The organism is Bacillus sp. FJAT-27225, assembly GCF_001685025.1.
GTDB lineage: Bacteria > Bacillota > Bacilli > Bacillales > Cytobacillaceae > Bacillus_D.
Window position 1 is genome coordinate 335,552 of the sequence record NZ_MAYU01000022.1, and the last position, 21,004, is coordinate 356,555.

General features: G+C 46.6%; 19 protein-coding genes. 4 read left to right on the forward strand and 15 right to left on the reverse strand.

Going from position 1 to position 21,004, the window contains the following annotated elements; all coding sequences use genetic code 11:
• Positions 1–182: 182 nt before the first annotated feature.
• Positions 183–2,168, reverse strand: a complete 1,986-nt coding sequence (locus A8F94_RS17855; protein WP_066203419.1) for a S9 family peptidase — start codon at positions 2,166–2,168, stop codon at positions 183–185.
• A gap of 196 nt (positions 2,169–2,364) precedes the next feature.
• Between A8F94_RS17855 and A8F94_RS17860 the strand changes: the two genes are divergently transcribed.
• Positions 2,365–2,787, forward strand: coding sequence for a hypothetical protein (locus A8F94_RS17860; protein ID WP_066203421.1), 423 nt, complete (start codon positions 2,365–2,367; stop codon positions 2,785–2,787).
• A 32-nt stretch (positions 2,788–2,819) separates the two neighbouring features.
• On the opposite strand, the gene A8F94_RS17865 is transcribed toward A8F94_RS17860, so the two are convergent.
• Positions 2,820–3,380, reverse strand: a complete 561-nt coding sequence (locus A8F94_RS17865; protein ID WP_254660892.1) for a competence protein ComK — start codon at positions 3,378–3,380, stop codon at positions 2,820–2,822.
• Between the two features lie 194 nt (positions 3,381–3,574).
• On the opposite strand from A8F94_RS17865, the gene A8F94_RS17870 reads away from it, so the two are divergent.
• Complete coding sequence (locus A8F94_RS17870; protein ID WP_066203423.1) at positions 3,575–3,808, forward strand: IDEAL domain-containing protein; 234 nt, start codon at positions 3,575–3,577, stop codon at positions 3,806–3,808.
• A gap of 202 nt (positions 3,809–4,010) precedes the next feature.
• On the opposite strand, the gene A8F94_RS17875 is transcribed toward A8F94_RS17870, so the two are convergent.
• The 12 genes from A8F94_RS17875 to hemE all read right to left on the reverse strand — a co-directional run bounded on the left by A8F94_RS17875 (position 4,011) and on the right by hemE (position 17,559).
• The gene (locus A8F94_RS17875; RefSeq protein WP_066203426.1) at positions 4,011–4,679 is read right to left on the reverse strand and encodes an SOS response-associated peptidase; all 669 of its coding nucleotides are present in this window, start codon (positions 4,677–4,679) and stop codon (positions 4,011–4,013) included.
• A 151-nt stretch (positions 4,680–4,830) separates the two neighbouring features.
• Positions 4,831–6,021, reverse strand: coding sequence for a M14 family metallopeptidase (locus A8F94_RS17880; protein ID WP_066203429.1), 1,191 nt, complete (start codon positions 6,019–6,021; stop codon positions 4,831–4,833).
• A 134-nt stretch (positions 6,022–6,155) separates the two neighbouring features.
• The gene (locus tag A8F94_RS17885) at positions 6,156–7,427 is read right to left on the reverse strand and encodes a M48 family metallopeptidase (RefSeq protein ID WP_066203431.1); all 1,272 of its coding nucleotides are present in this window, start codon (positions 7,425–7,427) and stop codon (positions 6,156–6,158) included.
• 160 nt (positions 7,428–7,587) lie between these two features.
• Positions 7,588–7,893, reverse strand: coding sequence for an AzlD domain-containing protein (locus A8F94_RS17890; protein ID WP_066203433.1), 306 nt, complete (start codon positions 7,891–7,893; stop codon positions 7,588–7,590).
• Positions 7,883–8,617, reverse strand: coding sequence for an AzlC family ABC transporter permease (locus A8F94_RS17895; protein ID WP_066203434.1), 735 nt, complete (start codon positions 8,615–8,617; stop codon positions 7,883–7,885). Before A8F94_RS17895 ends, A8F94_RS17890 begins: the two co-directional genes overlap by 11 nt.
• 640 nt (positions 8,618–9,257) lie before the next feature.
• A complete protein-coding gene (locus A8F94_RS17900; RefSeq protein WP_066204058.1) occupies positions 9,258–10,034 on the reverse strand; it encodes an enoyl-CoA hydratase-related protein in 777 nt (258 codons plus the stop codon).
• A gap of 118 nt (positions 10,035–10,152) precedes the next feature.
• Positions 10,153–11,724 carry a fatty acid--CoA ligase family protein gene (locus A8F94_RS17905; protein WP_066203437.1) on the reverse strand — a complete coding sequence of 524 codons (1,572 nt, stop codon included), beginning with the start codon at positions 11,722–11,724 and terminating at the stop codon, positions 10,153–10,155.
• 168 nt (positions 11,725–11,892) lie between these two features.
• Positions 11,893–12,882: a lipoate--protein ligase gene (locus A8F94_RS17910; RefSeq protein WP_066203440.1), complete on the reverse strand. Its 990-nt coding sequence runs from the start codon at positions 12,880–12,882 to the stop codon at positions 11,893–11,895.
• Between the two features lie 36 nt (positions 12,883–12,918).
• Positions 12,919–13,653, reverse strand: coding sequence for an MBL fold metallo-hydrolase (locus A8F94_RS17915; RefSeq protein ID WP_066203443.1), 735 nt, complete (start codon positions 13,651–13,653; stop codon positions 12,919–12,921).
• 143 nt (positions 13,654–13,796) lie between these two features.
• Positions 13,797–15,224, reverse strand: coding sequence for a protoporphyrinogen oxidase (gene hemY / locus A8F94_RS17920; protein WP_066203446.1), 1,428 nt, complete (start codon positions 15,222–15,224; stop codon positions 13,797–13,799).
• 24 nt (positions 15,225–15,248) lie between these two features.
• The gene (hemH, locus tag A8F94_RS17925) at positions 15,249–16,184 is read right to left on the reverse strand and encodes a ferrochelatase (protein WP_066203451.1); all 936 of its coding nucleotides are present in this window, start codon (positions 16,182–16,184) and stop codon (positions 15,249–15,251) included.
• 331 nt (positions 16,185–16,515) lie between these two features.
• Positions 16,516–17,559 (reverse strand): uroporphyrinogen decarboxylase, encoded by a 1,044-nt coding sequence (gene hemE / locus A8F94_RS17930; protein WP_066203454.1) that lies wholly within the window; start codon positions 17,557–17,559, stop codon positions 16,516–16,518.
• A gap of 236 nt (positions 17,560–17,795) precedes the next feature.
• On the opposite strand from hemE, the gene A8F94_RS17935 reads away from it, so the two are divergent.
• On the forward strand, positions 17,796–18,284 hold the full coding sequence (locus tag A8F94_RS17935) for an antibiotic biosynthesis monooxygenase family protein (RefSeq protein ID WP_066203457.1): 489 nt from the start codon (positions 17,796–17,798) through the stop codon (positions 18,282–18,284).
• Positions 18,285–18,885: 601 nt separating this feature from the next.
• Entirely contained in the window at positions 18,886–20,283 is a 1,398-nt protein-coding gene (locus tag A8F94_RS17945) for a hypothetical protein (protein ID WP_066203463.1), read from the forward strand.
• On the opposite strand, the gene A8F94_RS17950 is transcribed toward A8F94_RS17945, so the two are convergent.
• On the reverse strand, positions 20,280–20,990 hold the full coding sequence (locus A8F94_RS17950; RefSeq protein ID WP_066203466.1) for a phosphatase PAP2 family protein: 711 nt from the start codon (positions 20,988–20,990) through the stop codon (positions 20,280–20,282). The two genes, A8F94_RS17945 and A8F94_RS17950, sit on opposite strands and share 4 nt — an antisense overlap.
• Between the last annotated feature and the right edge of the window lie 14 nt (positions 20,991–21,004).

Sequence of the window (21,004 nt, forward strand, 5' to 3'; positions counted from 1 at the left end):
GTTGATAGCTCTTTTATCTGATTTATCTACGTCTAGGTTCACTAGGAAAGCTTCAGCAGAATGAATCACCGCAGGGACACAAAAGAAAGCTCGTATGAGTAATCATCGCAGAGACAGGCGCATTCTGCCTGTCGCGAGGCGTGCTTGCCTGTCGGGAAGGCGCTTGCGCTTTTGTTCCTTTCCTACTTAAGATATTGGTCGAACCAGTCGGCAATATAATTGAGCCGGGCAATCCTCAAGTTAGGTTTGCCGCTCCTTGACAGCTCGTGATTTGCTTCTGGGAAACGAACGAATTTCGCCTCTTTGCCAAGCCGCTTCATTGCTATAAAGAGCTGCTCTGCCTGCTCAATCGGGCAACGGTAATCTTTTTCGCCATGAAGGATCAATAAAGGTGTTTCAATGTTTTTTACATAGGCTAGTGGAGAGTGCTTCCACAGCTTTTCAATATCCTCAAGGCCGGAACCGATCTGCCATTCGGTGAAGTAGTAGCCGATATCGCTCACCCCATAAAAGCTTACCCAGTTGGAAATGGACCGCTGGGTCACAGCAGCTTTAAATCTGTTTGTGTGGCCGACAATCCAATTTGTCATGAATCCCCCATAGCTTCCCCCGGTAACGCCGAGCCGGTTTTCATCTATGAAATCATACATTTCGAGGGCATAATCGACTGCCTTCATAACGTCCCGGTAGTCACCGCCGCCATAATCCCCGCGGACTGCATTCACATACTCCTGGCCGTAACCATGGCTCCCGCGCGGATTTATGTAAAGGACAGCGTATCCTCTTGATGCGAGGATTTGGAACTCATTCATATACGAGTTTCCATACATCGCATGAGGCCCGCCATGAATTTCAAGGATAGCCGGGTATTTCTTCCCTTCCACAAAGCCAGCTGGTTTCATAATCCACCCGTTCAGCTCGTGGCCTTCACTTCCTTCAAACGTGATTGGCTCTGCTTTGGAAAGAGTTTTGTCCTTAAGAAATGCTTCGTTTACGGATGTAAGCCTTGCTAGGGCACCATCGGTAATTGACAGAAAATATAAATCCCCAGGCTCGTGGGGTTTGCTGATGGCAACGGCCGCCTTCTGATTTTTACTGTCGACCGACAGGCCGTAAACATGCTGGTCACCCAGGAGTGCAGGATAGAGTTCTCCATCGGTATTACCGTAGTAAACAACTGTATTGCCCAAGTCGCTTGCAATAAAATAAAAGCTGCTATTATCGTCTCCCCAGATAAAGCCCGGGGTGGCAGCGCCCTGATGAAAATCGGCAGCAACCACATCGCTGGCTGTTGCATCAAGGCCCTCTGTCTGGCACGTAAAGGCCTTTGTTTCAAAATCGTACAACCAAACCCGTGCCAGAGTAGCATTTTCGTAGGTTCGCGCTTGGCCGATCAATCCAAGCTTACTGCCGTCTGGTGACCAGGCAGCCCGCCAAAACGAGGTGTCACCTGAATCAAGCTTCGTCAACTCAGCAGTTTCGATAGTAAAAAGGTATAGGCCGAGCGTAAACGAGTTATCCTTGTCATCAGAGAGGTCAGCCCCGATTGCAAGTGTTTTGCCATCTGGCGACCAGCAGTGGAGATGATAATCCTCCTTGCCATCCGTCAATTGCCTGACTTCGCCTGACTCTGCGTCGACGATGGCAATCTGTGAATAATTCCCCTTCCAGAAACCATTGGAATCGGATTTGTACTTCATCCTAGTTACCTCAAGAGGTGTAAGCTCCTTCTCCTTTTTCTCGTCGGATTTGTCAGTCGCTTTCTTTCCCGTTTCCACCGAAACCTGGAACGCAAGACTGGAACCATCCGGAGACCATATCGGACTTCCGGCGCCATTTTTCAGGTCGGTAAGCTGCCTGGCTTCGCCTCCAGCGGCACTCACAACATATAGTTGGTTCTTCCCGCTGCGGTTTGAAACAAAAGCAAGCTTCGATCCATCCGGCGACCAGCGCGGCGAGTGGTTTCTATGTTTCCCAAAGGTCCATTGGGCAGGTTTTGCCTTTCCCTCTGTGGACACAATAAAAATATTCGAGTAGTATTCTTTCTTTTCACTGCAAATCCCGGTCTCTGTATAAGCGCATAGCGTACCGTCCGGCGAAAGCTGCGGGTCGACCGCCGATTTTAGTTCAAGTAAGTCTTCTGCTTTTATGCCTGTAAAGCTCATCATTTTCCCACCTTCTATGTTGTTAATTAAATTATTTCGACAACAGAAATAATTTTCCTGCAACAATTTCTCGTTTTTTATAATTTTTACGCATAAATTAAATACGAAGACAAATTCATCGTTTTCATATTGCGTATTCTTTTTAAATTTCGTATGATAAAAACGAACAAATGTTCTTATTTTGGAAGGAGTTATCAAGATGACAAGAATACCTGAAAAAGACCGCGATATCATGGAGCTGGCCATTTATTTACCTATGGTACTGACGATTTTGAACAGGGACATTGCTGTTATTGAAAATAGCCCATTCAAATTAAGAAAACCGTACAAGGAACTCGTCGAGGACACGATAAAGGCTGTACAGAAAGAGCTTTTCAGGGTAAAGGCATATATGAAGGCAAACAAGCTGAAGGTGATGGAGACGAAGCGGGATGAGGCATTTACGATGTTCCTATTCCTTTACAATGGGTACGAAGAATACCACAACTATTTTAACCCCCGTATCCGCAATAAAGTGCAGGAGTTGATGGAGTATTATTTTATCGGCAGACATCGTAAGAAAGAGGAAGCATCAACAGATCAGTCAGCGAAAGGCCAACTCGGTGAATCTGGCACAGGCTGAAAAGCCGGGATTTTAAAATGGTGCTATACATTTTACTCCATAAACTGGCCATACCTGCGGTGCTGTTCGGAAGCTTCTAATGGCCTTGGCCTATGGACGACATAATAGGATTTGCGTTCCATTTGCTCGATTCGCTGCATGAGTTTTGTACGGAGCAATGCTGTGCGCAAAAGCTGGTTTTTGAAGGAACTATAGGAGACCGGAAGCGGGTAGGAGTGCTTATTCTGGAACGTCACCAGCGTATCCCCAACCGAGGTTCGTTCATGATGCATGACATGTTCATGCGAAATCCAAATACACTCTGGACGGTTTGGCGATGTTGTAGGGAAAAGGTAAATAAAGTTGGTGGGGTCAACAACGATGGGGACCTTGTGGGTGATGCCAATTAATTGCCGTGTTCCTTCTCTCCTGCCGTCAAAGGAGCTGCCAAAGTATTCACAGCTTTTCCGGACAATTTCAATTGGCTTAAACGGGGAGATGAACTCATCATCGAGCTCAAAAATTTGCGAATACACCTTGCTTCCGTATACAAACGGTTTAATGAACATCGTACAAGGGTTAATCTCATATTCTTCTATTTGCTTTTGCTTCACAGTTTCAACTCCTCAAAATTAATCGGTACTTGTCCATCATATCATTCCTCTTCCATAAATTTTCAATCGCAATCAAAAGTTGCGAATTTATACACAATCTAATTGCAGAAATATTTTTCTGAAAATTAAAATAATTAGTTGATTTTACTTCCTCCACCCAATATAATAAAAAAAAGCAGCAGGGGGGATAGAAAATGAATGAAAAATCCTATACGGAATTAATGAAAATTAGCGCAATGAAAAAGGAAAAGGCTGAAGGATCGCTCCAGGACATGTACATTGAGATGCTGCTGCACGAAATCCAGCTGAATCTTGAAAAAGAAAGATTGCTGAAAAAAATTGATGAGGCACTTGAACAGCGAAACAAACCGGTATTCCTCAACTTGACAGGAAGCCTCAGGGAATTGAACGAAAAATATGGGGCTTAAAAGAGCCAAATGACGTCACAAAAAAAGATAAATCCGTCCCGAAGCCGGGGCGGATTTTTTTGGTTTTCTTATAGCCGCGGAGCTCAAATGAGATACATTTCGCGCACCCCTGGCGTCTGAAACGCTATCAATATTGGCGGAAATTTGCGAGTGATTTCGTTCCCGGCGGTAAATCACAGCATGTCCATTGAAAATCGATGACCTACTTGCTATTCAAGGGAACAATAATTTGCTTGTCTTCATTCCTCGCCGAATTTACGAGAGTCGAGACCTCGTAGAAGTCAACTTTTTCGGAAGGATATGGCGCAAGCAGTGATGTTAATTCAAGCGGATCATTTACACTGGGATCAAGCCAGATTTCCTGTTGTTCCGGCTCAAGGATTGCTGGCATCCGGTCGTGGATGGCACCTGTTTTTTCGTTTGCTGCGGTCGTAATGATGGTACATGAAAAAATGGTTTTTCCATCCTTGTCCCAGCGGTCGAATAACCCTGCAAAAGCAAACGGGGTATCGTCCGAACTGACAAACCGGTAAGGCTGTTTGATTTTCCCCTCCCGCTTCCACTCAAAATAGCCATCAGCCGGGATTAAACATCTTCGGGTCTTCAACGGATGTTTGAAGCTCGGCTTCTCATGGACTGATTCTGAACGGGCATTTATCATTTTATAGCCGATTTTTTCATCATTGGCCCAAAACGGAATGAGTCCCCAGCGAAATTCCATTCCAACACGCTTTCCATTCCTATTTACAATTGCAAGGATATCCGTACCTGGGGCTATGTTATATCGGGGAGCCAATTCCCCGGCAAACTCGAAATCGTATTGCTGCATTAAAGCATATACGTCAGTAATAAGTGAGAAACGTCCGCACATCTTATTTCATCCCCCGTTCATGTTAAAAAAATTTTAACATGAACGAGAATGTTTATAAAAGAAATGGCCTTAATTGGAAAGCACGGCACCTTTTCTGTGGAACATAGTCTGTGGAACAAGAAAAAACGGGTGGTGCCTGGCACTGTTCGCATTATACATACAAGCCGGCCAGAAAAATCCCCAGGCTTTCTTCATATATTTCATTGAATTGTGTAAGTGGAAGTGGATTCACTCCCCTGCCAAGCTCAACGGTAAAGCCTGGCCGGCGCCAGTCCTGGATGAACCAATCCTTGTAGCCGGCATAGCTCTCAATGGTTTTAACAGGTTCATAGCCGCTGACTCTTGCAAACTCATTGACCATTGTTTCGGATACTGGCGGCTCCAAATTTTCAAAGCCCCAATAAATGACCTGTCCTTGGGTATGGAAGGCTAGTACTCTTGCAAAATCCCGTTCTCTTGTCAGGTTAGCCATCGCAATTGCTTCAGGTTCCGATAACGGGCTTTCGCCGCCGTAATTCCTCGGTCCTGGCACCTTTGGATTCCGGGCCCGTTCCAGTTCCCATCTTGCCGGGAACTGATCATTCAAATCAACCCCGCGCAAGTTCGCCTTCCAGTTTGAAAAATCTGTGCTTCCATTGTTCCAGCCAACCACCCTTCTGTACCATGGATCAGTTGGCGGGAGACCGTTGATAACGAGATGGACTCCATCCGGGTTGACCATCGGAACCATCGAGAGGGTTGATTGCTGATACAACCGGAAAACCGAAAGGCCCCGGATTCCTGTCTGATTTGCCAATGCCAATAAATAGTCATTCAAAAACGTCATTAAAACAGGCGTCGTAATCCATTCATTTGCGTGGAAAGATCCATTGTAATGGACCCGCCTGCTGCCATTGCCAATCAGAACCTCTGGAATGCTCCTGCCGGCGACCGAATTTCCAATCGAAGAAACGCGCAAAAAAGGATAGACAGTTTGCAGTCTAGAAAGGTCGTTCATCATCGCCCGATGGTCATACTGACGTCTGCCCTGGACAAGTCTCCACGTAATTCTAAGCGGCAGGGAAATGGTTTGGCCGACTTGAAGCCTGTTCGGATTAATGCCTGGATTCACAAGCAGGACAGCATCGAGCGAAAGATTCCTGCTTTGCGCAATCCTCCACAAAGTATCGCCAGGCCTGATTTGATAACGAGTGGCGACAAATCCCGGAATCCTAATTCGTTGCCCGATAGCCAGTGCCTGTGTATTTATCCCTCTGTTGGAATCAACAATAAGCTGCAACGTAATTTTAAACAGCTGGCTGTAATACCAGAGTGTATCGCCTCTCCTGACGGTTATATCCATGCCTCTCCCCACCCTATTTAAACATGTATTCACCACACTATATGTATCGATAATCCGATTTATCCCGTTTCAGCATACGGCCGAGGATGCTGTATTTTTTAAAAAAGAAAAGGCCGGGAAGCCCCGGCCTAACGTTAATCTTTCTTGTGTTTGATCTCATATTCCTCCAGCCTGGATATGCGCTCAAGCATAGTGGGATGCCCATAGCGGAATACCTTAACCAAAAATGGCGGATTTACCTGGCTTAGTCCGCTCCGGGTCAACTCCTGAAAACTGCCGATAGCCGCCTGCGGGTTCTTTGTTAAATTGATTGCGTACGTATCCGCTCTTGTTTCCTGATAACGTGAAACGGCATTCGAGACGGGGCTTGAGATGAACATCAGCATCGACAGAATGACTAAGATGAGCGGCAGGCTGCGGATATCGTCGGCGGATGGAACTTTTAATTCCTTCCCCCATTTTCCAAGAACTCGTTTCATAATTACTTGGACCAGATATAACCCTAGAAGCGTCAGCAGCAAGTAGCCCGCTATCCCGATATACAAGTGCTTTTCAACATAATGGGCCATTTCGTGCGCCATAATGAATAATATTTGGTCGTCGTCAAGGCGGTTCAGCGTCGTATCCCAGAGAACGATTCTCGAATTGGAGCCAATCCCGTTAACGTAGGCATTCATCGCATTCGTTTTTTCCGCCATATTCACCTCGTACACATGCTCGGCAGGTATATGGGCCTGGCTTGCCAGGTCAAGGATTTTGGCTTCAAGTTCCTTGTTTTTCAGCGGGTAAAAATCATTGTATAACGGATCAATAATCACCGGCTGCAGGAACATCATGAACAGCGTAAATGGAATGGTCAAGAGCCATGCAGGCAGCCACCAGCGCCTTGGGAATTTTTTTAACAGAAAATAAAGAACGGGGATAATAATTAGTAAAGTTGCATAGTTAATCCAAAAATCAATCAGTTCATCCTTCATCCAGGATGGAAAGGTTTGGGTTGAAATATTATACGTCTTTGACAGCTTGTAGCCAATATAGCTCAGCGGGAGCACGGCTACATATCCAGCCAGGGATAACCAGAACAAGTAAATCGGCGTCCGGAGGAACTTTCTTGGGGCAGAGTCATCAGCCCAGCGTTTAAAGCACGTATTGAGCCCGGTAAGCATGATTAAAATGTAAAACAGCCATTCCCATGGAGATGCCAGGAAAAACAGCAGATTTCGTATTTTTGAATATTCCCCGGTCAATTCAAGTTCGCGGCCATTCAAAAATGTCGCGGGGTCGGCACTCGTTCCCTGGTATTCGAACGGAAGCGCGGAACTTGAGAAATGAAACAAATACCAATAAAAGAAAAGTCCGTAGAGCGCAAAAGCCAGGATTGCAAATACCCCTATCTTCCTTGCCATAGTGTGTCCTCCTTTTTGTACAGCCTCTCTCTTATTAGTTTAGTATAAAAGTCTTTGTTTAGAACGAGCTTGCCCTAAGCTTTGAGGACATGTTCCAATTATTCCAGAAAAAGCAGGAATCAAACCCCGAAAAAAACCGTTCCCCTGTAAGGAACGGCACTTAAAGGAAACTTGATATGACAGACAGGACAGCAATGCTGCCAATTACGACAACAATTACATTTGCCCCAAGGAAGGCGATGACAAACGCTGAAGCAGCTCCGATCAGCCCGAATCTCAAATCCTCGTTGATGGATAGGATTCCCGGAAAAATCAAGGCACCGAGTGTAGCGAACGGAACATTTTTTAAAACGCCCTGCAGGAATGGCGGCAGCTCCTTCCCTTTAAAAAGGACAAATGGCAGCATTCGCGGGATATACGTGACGATTCCCATCCCGATAATCATCCATACTATTTCACTCTTCATTGCCGGCCACCTTCTTTCCTCTCAAATGCACAACTGCTTCTGCTATAACTGCGGACAGCAGTGTTGATGCTACAATCGACCAGCCAGTCTCAAGCAGGCCACCGATTGTAAAAATCGTATTGAAAGCAGCTGCCATTACAGCCAGATAGACGACCTTTGCATTGCCCTTCATCGACGGGACTAGCAAACCGATAAACATTGCAAACAGGGCGACAGACATTCCATCCTGCAGCGATTGCGGCAAATTGGCGCCGATCAAATGGCCGATGCCCGAGAAAACGACCCAGCTCGAATACGAAATCAGAATGAGGCCAAACATATACCCCTTCCTGACTTCTCCCTCCTTCGTTGCGGCGACCGAAAATGTTTCGTCGGTCAAACCAAAGGAATAAATGGCCTTGGCCGCAACATCGCCCTCTGGCGCTTTTTCATTCAATGAAGTAGCCATTAAAAAGTGCCTAATATTGACAATGAACGTCGTCAGGACAATTTCGAAAATGCCCGTCCCAAGGCTCAATAGGCTTAATGATATGTATTGGGCCGCCCCGGCAAAGACAATCAGGCTCATCAACAATGTTTCACTAGCTGAAAGACCCGCCGACTTTGCCAGAAGCCCGAACGTTAGCGCAATTGGAAAATAGCCAATTGCAATACTGACTCCAGCCTGTAGGCCAGACTTAAAATCCGTTGAAGCAGGTATTCTGCCAGCTGTAGTTTCCGCCATTTTCCATCCCCCTCGTCATGCGCAATCTCTTTAAGGATAGATTTTACCAAAAACTTTCGAGATCGGCATCTATATTTTGCGGTTTTCGGAATTTTCCCGGACTCCTCAACAGTAGAAACTCTATTTAATAGTTAAAATTCAGTTGGTTCACGGATAAATTCCAGCCCACTTGTTTTGTAGATTAATATCATGTTGTGTGGGTGAGATTTATCCAGTAAACCGCATTTCGTAGATTAATCTCGTGGCGTCCGGGTGAGATTAATCCAGTAAACCTCATTTCGTAGATTAATCTCGTGCCACCCGGAGGAGATTTATCCAGTAAACCGCGTTTCGTAGATTAATCTCGTGGCGTCCGGGTGAGATTAATCCAGTAAACTTCATTTCGTAGATTAATCTCGTGCTGCCCGGAGGAGATTAATCCAGTAAACTTCATTTCGTAGATTAATCTCGTGCCACCCGGAGGAGATTAATCCAGTAAATAACATGTCGTAGATTAATCTCGTACTGCTCAAGTTAGATTAATCTAGTAAAATAATTAACCAAATTATTTGATGCCCTTAATATGGTAATTAATCCTGATAAAAATAAAAACAAGCCGTCCACCACTCGGCAGCCGGCCTCCAATCTATAAATACTAGCCTTACTTCCCTTTAAAATTTGGCTTTCGCTTTTCACTGAAGGCAACAAGCGCTTCAACCCTGTCTTCTGTCGGAATCAACGCCTCATAGGCTTCGCGCTCAATCTTCAACCCCGTCTGCAAGTCGGTCTCCATGCCGTGCTTAATGGCAAGCTTTGCCTGCCTTAACGCAATCGGCCCGTTAGCCAAAAATCCCTCAGCGAATTCCAGGCTGGCCTCCATCACCTTGCCTTCCTCGGCAAGCCTCGTTAGAAGTCCATACTGGTCCGCTTCCCCGGCGGTCAACCGATGGGCGCCGAGGATGAGTTCAAGTGCCTTTGCCTGGCCAATCAGCCTTGGAAGACGCTGTGTCCCGCCAGCACCAGGGATAATCGCCAGGCTCGTCTCTGTCAATCCGAGCTGGATGCCCTCCTCGGCAATCCTGAAGTCGCATGCCAGTGCGAGTTCCATTCCACCGCCAAATGCAAACCCGTTGATGGCGGCAATCGTCGGCTGCGGCATCTCATCAACAAGATTAAAGACTTCACTTATTTTACTAACATTCCGCAATACTTGGTCGACAGTCAGCGTCTTTCTTTCCTTCAGGTCCGCTCCTACGCTGAATGCCTTCTCCCCGGCCCCAGTGAAAATAACAACTCTGATTGTCTCATCACTACTAACCTCTTCAACTACTTCCTGAAGCCTCAGCAATGTTTCATAGTTGAAGGCATTCATAGCTTCTGGCCTATTGATGGTTATAATCGCAATATGGCCTTTTCTCTCCAACAAAATCAAATCCAAACTTAAACAGCCCCCTTTATGCTCCAATAGAAAGGGCAGGTCCATCTCCTGCCCTCCGTATACCATATGTTCCTTCCAAACCGATTCTATAAACACTGGCTGGCAGATTTCCTAACCGCTATTTATTTTTTGCAGCCTCCGCCACCTGAGACCGGAGCGCCCTGCGGAGTATCTTACCAGTCGTATTTTTAGGGAGTTCTTCAAGGAATTCAATTGTTTTTGGCACCTTGTATTTGGCAAGGTGGGCCGCACAGAAATCGCGTAGCTCCTCCGCCGTAAGCGCTGGACTCTTTGGTACAACATAAGCAACAACTGCCTCACCGAAATCGGGATCAGGCACACCGAGGACTGCGGCCTCGACTATCCCGGGATGATCGTAAAGGACCTCCTCGACCTCGCGCGGATACACATTGTAGCCGCCAACGATCACCATATCTTTTTTCCGGTCCACGATATAGAAATAGCCTTCCTCATCCATTCTGGCTAGGTCGCCTGTATAAAGCCAGCCATCCTTAATGGTTGCGGCTGTTTCTTCCGGCATCTTATAGTAGCCCTTCATCACATTCGGCCCACGGACAATCAGCTCGCCAACCTGGCCTGGAGGCAGCTCTTCACCTAACTCATTGACCACTTTATTCTCGACATTGACAATCGACGTGCCAATCGAACCTGGTTTCCGTTCCCTGTCGAGCGGATTGAAGCAGGTAACCGGTGATGCTTCCGAAAGGCCATATCCTTCTGAAACCCTGACATTGAAGGTTTTTTCAAAATTGTACAGGAGGGCAACTGGCATGGATGCTCCGCCTGATACACAAAGACGCACATGTTTGAAGTCCTCGACATTTCCGCCCGCTCCGACAAATTGGAGGAGGAAATTGTACATCGTGGGTACTCCGGCAAAAATCGTCGCCTCGCACTCCCGGGCCAAGTCAAATATTTCCTTAGGGCTGAAGCGAGGGGCAATCAGCATTGTCGCTCCTCTCATAAGCGGAGCGTTCAAAGCAACCGTCAGGCAAAACACATGGAACATCGGCAGCGCCGTGATAATGCGGTCGTTTTCATCCATTTTCAAATACGCTCCGGTATCAATCGCATTGCTGTAAAGATTCTTATGTGTCAGCATGGCCCCCTTCGGCTTGCCTGTTGTTCCAGACGTATAAAGAATGATTGCCGTATCATCTTCATCAAGTTCAGGTCCTATGTAATCAAGGCGGCCCGATGCGAGCACGTTTGTAAACGGTTTCATTTTTGAGTAAATGGATAGTTCCTCTGCTTTGATTCCCGCAGCTTCAGGCTGGTTGGAGTCACAAATAATATAATGTTCAATTGCAGGAAGCAGGTGATGGGACTTTTCAGCAACTGGCAAGAGCAAGTCGAGAGAAACGACAGCTTTTACATCCCCATTGGTCAAAATATAGCTAATTTCATCTGCACTATAAAGCGGATTTACCGGAATAACCGTCGCACCCAGCCTGAGTGCGCCATAAAGGCTTATAACAAAATAAGGCGAGTTCCCAAGCAGAAGTGCGACATTGTCCCCTTGTTTAATCCCCAACTGCTCCAGGCCTGATGCAAATTTGGTAACAGCAGCATCCAGCTCGCCATAGGCAGTTGGGTTACCCATGAAATAATATGCTGGTTTAGCCGGTACCGCCCGAGCTGTCTCATGCAACTTTGCTGATAGATTCAACTCCATCTCCCCTTTGCAGGAGTAATGAATGACTATTTATTCACTTCCCCTGTAAAATTTAAAATATTCTAAATACATTATAGATGCATAGGCAGGCCCCATCAAGTTTTACTCTTCCATTCTTCAAACGCAAAAAGTTCCCGCCAGCAATTTGGCGGGAACTCACTTTTAATATACAAGTCCTATAAATTCTTCTTTTGTAACGTTGCCAAAGTAGTGTTTGATGTCAACATCCTGAAGGACCTTTTCAATTTCGGAACGCTCATACCGGATACCCTTTAATTTCTCTTCTATTTCACTCACATCGCCAACTCCAAAGAAGTCACCATAAATCTTGCAGTCCTCAATCCGGCCTTTGTTCACTTCGAGTCTCAAATCAATCGATCCAACAGGGAAACGATGTGAACGCTGCAAATTAAACTTCGGCGATTTTCCATAATTCCAATCCCAATTCTGGTAGCGCTCCTCAGAAAGCTGATGGATTTTCTCCCAATCACTATCAGTCAGTTTATACTCCGGAATGGATTCTGCTCCATCAAAAATATAGTTCAGTAGCAGGGAACGGAATTCATCCATGGTGATTTTCCTGTCGAGAAATTCGGAAATGTTTGCTACCCGGCTGCGGATAGATTTAATTCCCTTTGATTCAATCTTTTCTTTCTTCACCTTCAGGGCAGAAACTACGGCATCGATTTCAGAATCAAGCATCAGTGTGCCGTGGCTGAACATTCTGCCCCTGGTCGAAAACATTGCATTCCCGGAAATCTTGCGGCCCTCCACAACAATGTCATTCCTGCCGCTCAGTTCAGCATTTACACCAAGCCGATGAAGCGCTGCGACAACAGGCTCGGTAAACTTCTTGAAATTATGGAAGCTCTCACCATCGTCCTTCGTAATAAAGCTGAAATTCAGGTTGCCAAGATCGTGATAGACCGCTCCCCCGCCGGAAAGCCTGCGGACAACATGAATTCCGTTTGCTTCCACATAATCCGTATTGATTTCTTCGACTGTATTTTGGTTTTTCCCAATGATGATGGATGGCCCATTTATGTAAAATAGCAAATAGGTCTCATTAATATCTAGGTTTTTCAAGGCATATTCTTCAATTGCCAAATTAATTCGGGGATCGGTAATCCCCTTGTTATCAATAAATAACATGTTCATTCTCCTTTTTTATGCCCGACAGCTGTTAAATTAAATTTCCACAACCATGAATTCATGTGCCAGGCTGATTGGCCCGTCCCATTCTTCTGCAGCCTCGGCAACAAGGTTTTCAGGAGTTCCATAGTGAGGGAGATGCGTCAGAACCAGTCTCTTTACTTCGGCCCGGCGCGCTAAATTGCCGCAGTCCCTGCTATTCATATGGCCCGCACCTTTGCCTTCCTGATTTGAATAAAAATTGCATTCAGACAGCAGTACATCTGTATTCTTTGCAAAATCGATAAACTCCTCTTTAAAGGAGGTATCAGCTGTATAGACAAAGGATTTTCCGCCTGCTTCAAACCTCATTGCGTAGCACGGGACCGGATGTTCAGTTTTAAGAAACGACACTTTAAAAGGCCCGACCTCAAGGGGCTTCCCTGGGTCATAGGCAATGCCTTTCGTCTTATCATCATGGGTCAGCTTGGCGAATTCAGCCTGGTCCTCCCTATGTGCGTAAATGGGCAGTACCGGAAGCTTTCCAACGAGGAAGCTTTGAATCAGCCTTGCATGGTAGAGAACCCCAATATCTGCAATATGGTCAGGATGATAATGCGACAGAATCACCGCATCAAGTTCTTCCAGCTTCACCACATGCTGCATTTTGGCAAGGACACCGCTGCCGCAGTCTATTAACAGCTTGAAGCCGTCGTGCTCCAATAGATAACCAGAGCTTGCCCCATCCTTTTTAGGATATCCGCCCCAAAAACCGATAACCGTCAGTTTCATTTGTTTCCACCTCTTTTGAATAGGATTCCCTTAGTATTTACTATACTGAAAAAGACAATCTTTTAACAGCGAATGTCCCCCGTTCGTCCAACACTAATTTAACAAAAAAAGCACCCGTGCCGATTTGGCGCGGATGCCAGCATTTAGTTTTCAAATCCTAAAAAGTTCAACACAGACTTCACTGCTGCTTCACCCTGGTCAATACAATCCGGAAGCCCGACACCTTCATAGGATGCCCCGGCCAAATATACACCTGGCAGCTCTGCTGCCATTGATTGCTTCAGCATTTCCAGCCGCTGTTTGTGGCCTACCGTATATTGCGGCATTGAATCCTTCCATCGTGAGATAATCACAAACTCGGGTTTCTCAGTGATGTTCATTGACTTTTTCAAGTCTTCCAGAACGATCTCGGTGATTTTATCATCGGATAAATCAACAACTGTATCATCCCCGGCCCTGCCGACATAGCAGCGAAGGAGTGCTTTCCCGGGTGGTGCGGAATGGGCCCATTTTTTGTGAGTCCACGTACAGGCTGTAATTGTGTAATCCGCATTCCTCGAAACAAGAAAACCGGTTCCGTTGAGACTTTCCTTTATCGCGCTTTCGGGAAAGACAAGAGCCACTGTAGCAACAGATGTAGCCGGCATGCTCTTTAATGGCTCGAAGAAGCTGAAAGCGGAAAAAACCGACTGGGCTACATGATGCGGAACCGCCGAAATAATACAGTCTGCAATCAGAGGTTCCCCGTTAAAGAGATTCACCTCATAATAGCCATCTTCCTTTACGACACTCTTGATTTTGTGCCCTTTCAGCACCGTTTTTGGATCGAGCTTTGATTCAATCGCATCAGCAAATGACTGAAAACCGGTACGGAAAGCAAGGAAGGCTCCGCCTTTGGAAGGGGTGCCAGGCTGACTGGACAGCGGCTTCGGTGCTGGAGTTGTTTTTTTCATCCCAACAATGAGGCTCCGATGTTTTTGTTCCACTTCGTAGAATTGCGGGAATGTCGACATTAGGCTCAGTTGATAAATATCTCCTGCATAAATCCCGGACAATAGCGGCTCAATCAGATTTTCAACGACTTCCGGCCCCAGCCGCCTTTTGAAAAACTTGCCGAGTGATTGATCTTGTCCCTCAGGCGACTTTGGCAAAATAAAATCGGCAGCGGCCCTCATTTTCCCTGGAACCGAAAACAAACCTGTTGTAAGAAAAGGTGCAATTTGCGTTGGGATTCCCATTATGGAGCCCCCAGGCATCGGGTGGAGCTTTTCATTTACGAGCACATAGGATTGTCCCGTGGAATTGCTGACAAGCTTATCGTCCATCCCGACTTCCGCTGCAAGCCGGGACATACTCTTTTTCCGCGCCAGAAACGAGTCAGGGCCTCGTTCAATCACAAATCCATCCCGTACAACAGTCTGCATTTTTCCGCCGAGGCGATGAGAAGCCTCAATAAGCAGCACTTCCAAAGGGAGGTTCCGCTCACGAACCATTTTCTGAAGGTAGTAAGCAGCCGTTAGACCTGCGATTCCACCACCCATGATAATAACTCGTTTATTTCCTTGCTCCACATCTATCGCCTCATTTATTGAATCTTATTGGCCGTTCAGCTTTTTCAAAATTACATCCGCTAACGCATCAAGAAATCGCGGATGGCTGTTTGGCATGTCCGGTCGATAATAGGCAGCGCCTACCTCGTCACAGACCACTTTGCATTCGTAATCGTTATCATATAGAACTTCCAGGTGCTCCGCCACGAAACCGGCAGGCACGTAGACAAACGTTTTATAGCCATGCTCGGCATGCAGGTCCCTTGTCAGGTCCTGGACATCCGGCCCAAGCCATGGCTCAGGCGTCTGGCCGGCACTTTGCCAGCCTACCGCATAATGTTGTATACCCGCTTCGCTGGCAATTAAATCAGCCGTTTCCTTCAGTTGGTCTGGATATGGATCGCCAACCTGGAGGATTTTTTCCGGAAGGCTGTGAGCTGAAACAATAAGGATAGCATTGTCACGTTCTTCTGCAGGCATTTGAGCAAATGTGTTCTTCACTTGGTCTGCCCAGTAGGAAATGAACTTCGGTTCTTTGTACCAACTTTCTACAGAAACGATGGATGGGCCGCCGAGCTTTTCAGCTTCATCCTTTGCCCTGCCGTTGTAGGATTTTACACTAAACGTTGAGAAGTGCGGCGCAAGCACGATGCTTACCGCCTCTTCGATCCCATCTTCATGCATTTGCTTAACAGCATCTTCAATAAACGGATCAATATGCTTAAGCCCAAGATACATCTTGAACTCGATCTCATCCTGAATTTCATTTAAGCGCTTTTCGATGCCTTGTGCCTGCTTTTCGGTGATGTCAGCTAGCGGGGAGATGCCGCCAATTGCCTCATACCTGCTTCTTAAATCCTCCAGCATCTCTTCGGATGGTTTCCTGCCGTGGCGGATATGCGTATAGTACCGTTCAAGGTCATCCAATGTATGAGGAGTTCCGTAGGCCATTACCAGCAAGCCCATTTTCTTTATTGCCATTTTCCACACCTCTTTAATCTCCCGGACCGGCCGGGCATTTTTCTACTGTAAGTGTTTTCAACCTCAATAGGCAGGGATTTCTCCCTGCCGATGCGAGTTTAACTTAACCCTTTAATGGGGCCGGCCCTTGGCGGCGGTTCAGTTTCGGCTCCTAGCCTCTCGAGGTCACGGTCTGACCGTCCGCAGAAGTCAAAAAACGACTTCTTTGCCGGCTTTTGGAGCGCTGGTCGAGGCTGTACAGTCGCCTGTACTTTTCGGGAAACCCCCGTTTCGGGAAGGCTCTCTTTATTTTGCCAAATAATCAGTCTCTATACCACTATTTAAACTCAGCTTAGCGGCTTAACTTTGATGCTGAATATTCATGTACAAAGGAAGTCAGCCTTTTTAGCACTTCTGGATTGACGGACGGGAATACTCCATGGCCAAGGTTGAAAATATAGCCTGGCTGTGCCATGCCCTGGTCAAGAATCGCTTTTGTGCGTTCCTCAATGACTTCCCATGGAGCAAGGAGGATTGCTGGGTCAAGGTTGCCCTGGACAGTCTTGGTGATGCCCATTGCCCTCGCTTCGCTGATTGGCAGTCTCCAGTCAAGGCCGACTACATCCACAGGCAGATCGTGCCACTCCTTGGCAAGATGGCTTGCCCCAACACCGAACATGATCAGCGGCACATTTTCCTCACGAAGCTCGGAGAAAATCCTGTTCATAACAGGCTTGATAAAATAACGGTAATCTTCAACATTCAATGCGCCAACCCATGAGTCAAAAATCTGGATTGCCCGTGCGCCCGCTTTAATTTGTGCCTTAACATACGTAATCGTAGTGTCTGCAAGCTTATCCATGAGCGCGAACCATGCTTTTGGTTCGGCATACATAAACGACTTAGTTTTGTTGTAATTTTTTGAAGGGCCTCCTTCAATCATATAGCTTGCCAGTGTGAACGGAGCACCTGAGAAGCCGATCAACGGGACGGATAGCTGTTCTTCAGTCAGAAGCTTGATTGTTTCAATGACATACGGTACATCCTCTTCAGGATTAAGCTCGCCAAGCTTCTCAACATCGGCAAGCGAAGTAATTGGGTTAGAAATGACAGGGCCGATTCCGGACTGAATTTCAACATCCACACCTAGTGCAGGAAGCGGTGTCATAATATCTTTATAAAGAATGGCGGCATCCACATTGTACTGTTCAACCGGAAGCCTGGTCACGTATGCACACAATTCTGGCTGGTGGGTGATTTCAAACAGGGAATACTTTTCCTTGATTGCCCTGTACTCAGGCTGCGAACGGCCGGCCTGGCGCATATACCATACAGGAACATGGTCCGTTTTTTCACCTCTTGCTGCTTTTAGGAATGTTTCGTTGATCTCTCTCAATTAAAGTACCACCTTTCACGACATATCTCTCAATATTGTAATATAATCATGCTAAAAATAGAAATTATCCAATTTCGTAGCTGTTTTCACTATATCTATAAAAGGTATGTGTGCATAGAGAACTCGCTCATCTGTCAAAAAAAAGTCGTTTTTGAGTTTGCAGGTCTGTAATATTCGGGAAACCTATAAGGGAGATCTAGTCCGTATCCAACTTTACTAGAAAAGGAGAGATTTGATTGAACATTTATATCACCACTGGAACGTATGAGTTTCTTGAAAAGCTTTCAGAAAAGTATGCCAGTGACAATATGGTTCTAATGTCCGGCGAAGAAGGTGCAGCACTGCTTCATGAGACTGTTGGAAAAACAGTCTTCAATTCTGCCAGAAAATATGAAGTGCTTGAATCAGTTGGAAAAATTGAAGGCGAGGGCCTTGTCATCATGAATAATATCCCCGTCACCGACGAAGGCAGGCCCGTCTTTGAATACCGCTTTAAAAACCGGGCCGGAAAGATCGAGAACACGAAAGGCTTTAAAGCGCTACGGGTCCTCCGCCCGCTCGGTTCCAACACATATGTGATTTTAACCGTCTGGGAAGATGAAATAGCTTTCCACCGCTGGAAGGAATCCGAAGAATTCAGCCAGGGGCACGGAAATGGCGGTTCAGGCAAGGCATCTACTATTTTCTCCGGCCAGTCCTATGTTTCCAGGTATACGATTTCATAGTCTTAAAGAGAGCAGGCGAAGGTCTGCTCTCTTTGCTGTAAAAAAGTACTGCTTAACTAGTCCAAAACCTGCTTCGTGGACATTTCTCTGATCCCCGACACCCGATTTATCCACGAAAGCCTGGTTGGTGGACATTTCCGCGACCTCAGAACTCGAATTGTCCACGAAACCCTTGTTGGTGGACATTTCCGCGACCTCGGACACCCGAATTGCCACGAAACCTTATTTGGTGGACATTTCCGCGACCTCGGACACCCGAATTGTTCACGAAACCAATATGCCGGATATTTCCGATCAACCTTTTGGTCTATTGGTTACATTTCGCATCGGTCCAGAGCCCGAAACGTTACCAATAAGTTTAAGTTAACCATTCACACTAAAATTTTCGCATTTCCCCTTTCCTCCGTTCCCACAAGCCTATTTGGTGGGCATTATACTGGATTGTCCACGAACCTGGTTGGTTGACATTTCATATCCAACTTGCCACCCCTCCAAACTTTCATACTTTGCCCATTTTCCCCTCACCCATCGCCCACTTTTTCATATCCTGTAGTACATCTCGCCCAAATTGGGCGCGGTCTACGAAAGGAGGATTCGTTATATGCTTGTGGAGCTCACGGCACTCCATTGGATATATGTTGTGTTTATCGGACTTATTATTGGTTTTATGGTTATGAGGCGTGATACGACGCTTGTTTGTATCGCGGGTATTTTCCTCATTGCCCTGACTGCGACCGGGAGTTTAAGCGGCTCAATCAGCAGTATTTTCAACAGCTTTATTTATGCCATTACCGAGCTCCTGTCGACCATCCTGATTATTTCCATCATTGTCGGGATGAGCAAAACGTTGACGACAACGGGAATTAACGATGTCATGATTTCCCCTTTTACAAAACTTATCCGAAATCCTACACTCGCTTATTGGACAATCGGAATTCTGATGATGCTGATATCCTGGTTCTTCTGGCCATCGCCTGCTGTCGCACTCCTCGGTGCCGTCCTGCTTCCGGTAGCACTTCGGGCGGGATTGCCCGCTTTGGGCGTTGCGATGGCAATGAACTTGTTCGGTCACGGAATTGCCCTCTCCGGGGACTTTGTCATTCAGGCTGCGCCAAAGCTGACAGGAGATGCTGCAGGACTTTCAGCCGGCGAAGTCATCAGCGCCAGCATCCCGCTCGTTTTTGTAATGGGTGCTGTTACAACCATTGCTGCCTTTTATTTCTTAAAACGTGATATGCGGCTTGGCAAAGTAACCCATAAAACCGGTTTGACCGGCGGTAAAGAAGAAGCAACAAAAGCGGATCAAACACTGATGTCCCTTGGCAAAAGGAAATTCTTTGCCCTTCTTATCCCTCTCTTATTCGCGTTGGATGTAGCAGCCATGTATATCCTGAACCTTCAGGGTGGCGATGCAACCGCACTTCTAGGCGGAACTTCCGTCTTAATCCTTCTTGCCATCACCCTTACAGCACACAAAGGCAAAGGACTTGAAAAAACGACACAGTATCTGATTGATGGTTTCGTATTCGGCTTTAAAGTTTTTGGCCCTGTTATCCCGATTGCCGCCTTCTTCTATCTTGGTGACTCCGGGTTTGGAAAAATCATCGGCGACTTCCTCCCAAAGGCATCCCAGGGCATTGTCAACGACCTTGGTGTTGCGCTCGCTGGAGTTGTACCGCTCACTAAAGAAGTTGCCGCCGTCACTCTGACCGCAGTCGGTGCAATCACAGGTCTTGATGGTTCAGGCTTCTCTGGCATCTCTCTTGCCGGCTCGGTTGCCGGGCTGTTCGCAGTGGCCATCGGCAAGGGAGCAGCCACCCTGACTGCCCTTGGCCAAATCGCCGCCATCTGGGTCGGAGGCGGAACACTTGTCCCGTGGGCACTTATTCCAGCCGCTGCGATATGCAACATCGACCCGTTCGAACTTGCCAGAAGAAATATTCTGCCTGTAGCAATTGGCCTTGTTGTTACAACGATTGTTGCTATGTTTCTTATTTAAAAAGCAAAAAACAGCCATCCGGCTGTTTTTTGCTGTCTACGCTCATTTTTTTCCATTACATATCTACGCCCGTTTTTAGCCAAGGGATACTTTCTCCTAATAAACTCATATACAAACAGCCAACTCACCGCCCAAATAAATCCGAAAGCATACCCACCAAGAACATCGGTCGGATAATGGACATTCAGAATAACCCTGCTTGCACCAATCAGGAGAATAAGAATCACACAAACTGTTGCAATTAGCTGTTTCTGTTTTGGTCGGCGATATTCCTTCATCAGGAAGTACCCGACAAGCAAATAAAGAATTGAGCCGACCATCGCATGGCCACTCGGGAAGCTAAGGCTGTTCACCTCGACCAGGTGTTCAAGTGTTGGCCTTTCACGGCCGATGATCTCTTTCAGCAGCTTGTTTACCTCATTGCCGAGTGCAACGGCAAGTGCGAAAATTCCCATTGCAAAAAAATCGCGCCTTTTAATCAATAGCCACCCAAGCATCAAGAGGGCTACCACACCTACCCCCCTTTTGTCTCCCAGTTCGGTAGTTGCCTTAAATATCGGATCCCAGGCCTCCGGCACGTAGGAGAGTAATCCAGCAAAGGCTTCATCAATGAGCAGCGGCCGGCCCTGCTTCACCCCAATCAGTAAAAAAGGAATTGCTAAGAGTGCAATAACAAGCAGATTATATAGCATGTTGCGTTTGGTCATCAATTTTCTCCTTC

What these genes read in the sequence shown, in the direction of transcription:
- A8F94_RS17855 (WP_066203419.1), bottom strand. Translation starts at nt 2,168, where the DNA reads ATGATGAGCTTTACAGGCATAAAAGCAGAAGACTTACTTGAACTAAAA.
- A8F94_RS17860 (WP_066203421.1), top strand. Translation starts at nt 2,365, where the DNA reads ATGACAAGAATACCTGAAAAAGACCGCGATATCATGGAGCTGGCCATT.
- A8F94_RS17870 (WP_066203423.1), top strand. Translation starts at nt 3,575, where the DNA reads ATGAATGAAAAATCCTATACGGAATTAATGAAAATTAGCGCAATGAAA.
- A8F94_RS17875 (WP_066203426.1), bottom strand. Translation starts at nt 4,679, where the DNA reads ATGTGCGGACGTTTCTCACTTATTACTGACGTATATGCTTTAATGCAG.
- A8F94_RS17880 (WP_066203429.1), bottom strand. Translation starts at nt 6,021, where the DNA reads ATGGATATAACCGTCAGGAGAGGCGATACACTCTGGTATTACAGCCAG.
- A8F94_RS17885 (WP_066203431.1), bottom strand. Translation starts at nt 7,427, where the DNA reads ATGGCAAGGAAGATAGGGGTATTTGCAATCCTGGCTTTTGCGCTCTAC.
- A8F94_RS17890 (WP_066203433.1), bottom strand. Translation starts at nt 7,893, where the DNA reads ATGAAGAGTGAAATAGTATGGATGATTATCGGGATGGGAATCGTCACG.
- A8F94_RS17895 (WP_066203434.1), bottom strand. Translation starts at nt 8,617, where the DNA reads ATGGCGGAAACTACAGCTGGCAGAATACCTGCTTCAACGGATTTTAAG.
- A8F94_RS17910 (WP_066203440.1), bottom strand. Translation starts at nt 12,882, where the DNA reads ATGTTATTTATTGATAACAAGGGGATTACCGATCCCCGAATTAATTTG.
- A8F94_RS17915 (WP_066203443.1), bottom strand. Translation starts at nt 13,653, where the DNA reads ATGAAACTGACGGTTATCGGTTTTTGGGGCGGATATCCTAAAAAGGAT.
- hemH (WP_066203451.1), bottom strand. Translation starts at nt 16,184, where the DNA reads ATGGCAATAAAGAAAATGGGCTTGCTGGTAATGGCCTACGGAACTCCT.
- A8F94_RS17945 (WP_066203463.1), top strand. Translation starts at nt 18,886, where the DNA reads ATGCTTGTGGAGCTCACGGCACTCCATTGGATATATGTTGTGTTTATC.
- A8F94_RS17950 (WP_066203466.1), bottom strand. Translation starts at nt 20,990, where the DNA reads ATGACCAAACGCAACATGCTATATAATCTGCTTGTTATTGCACTCTTA.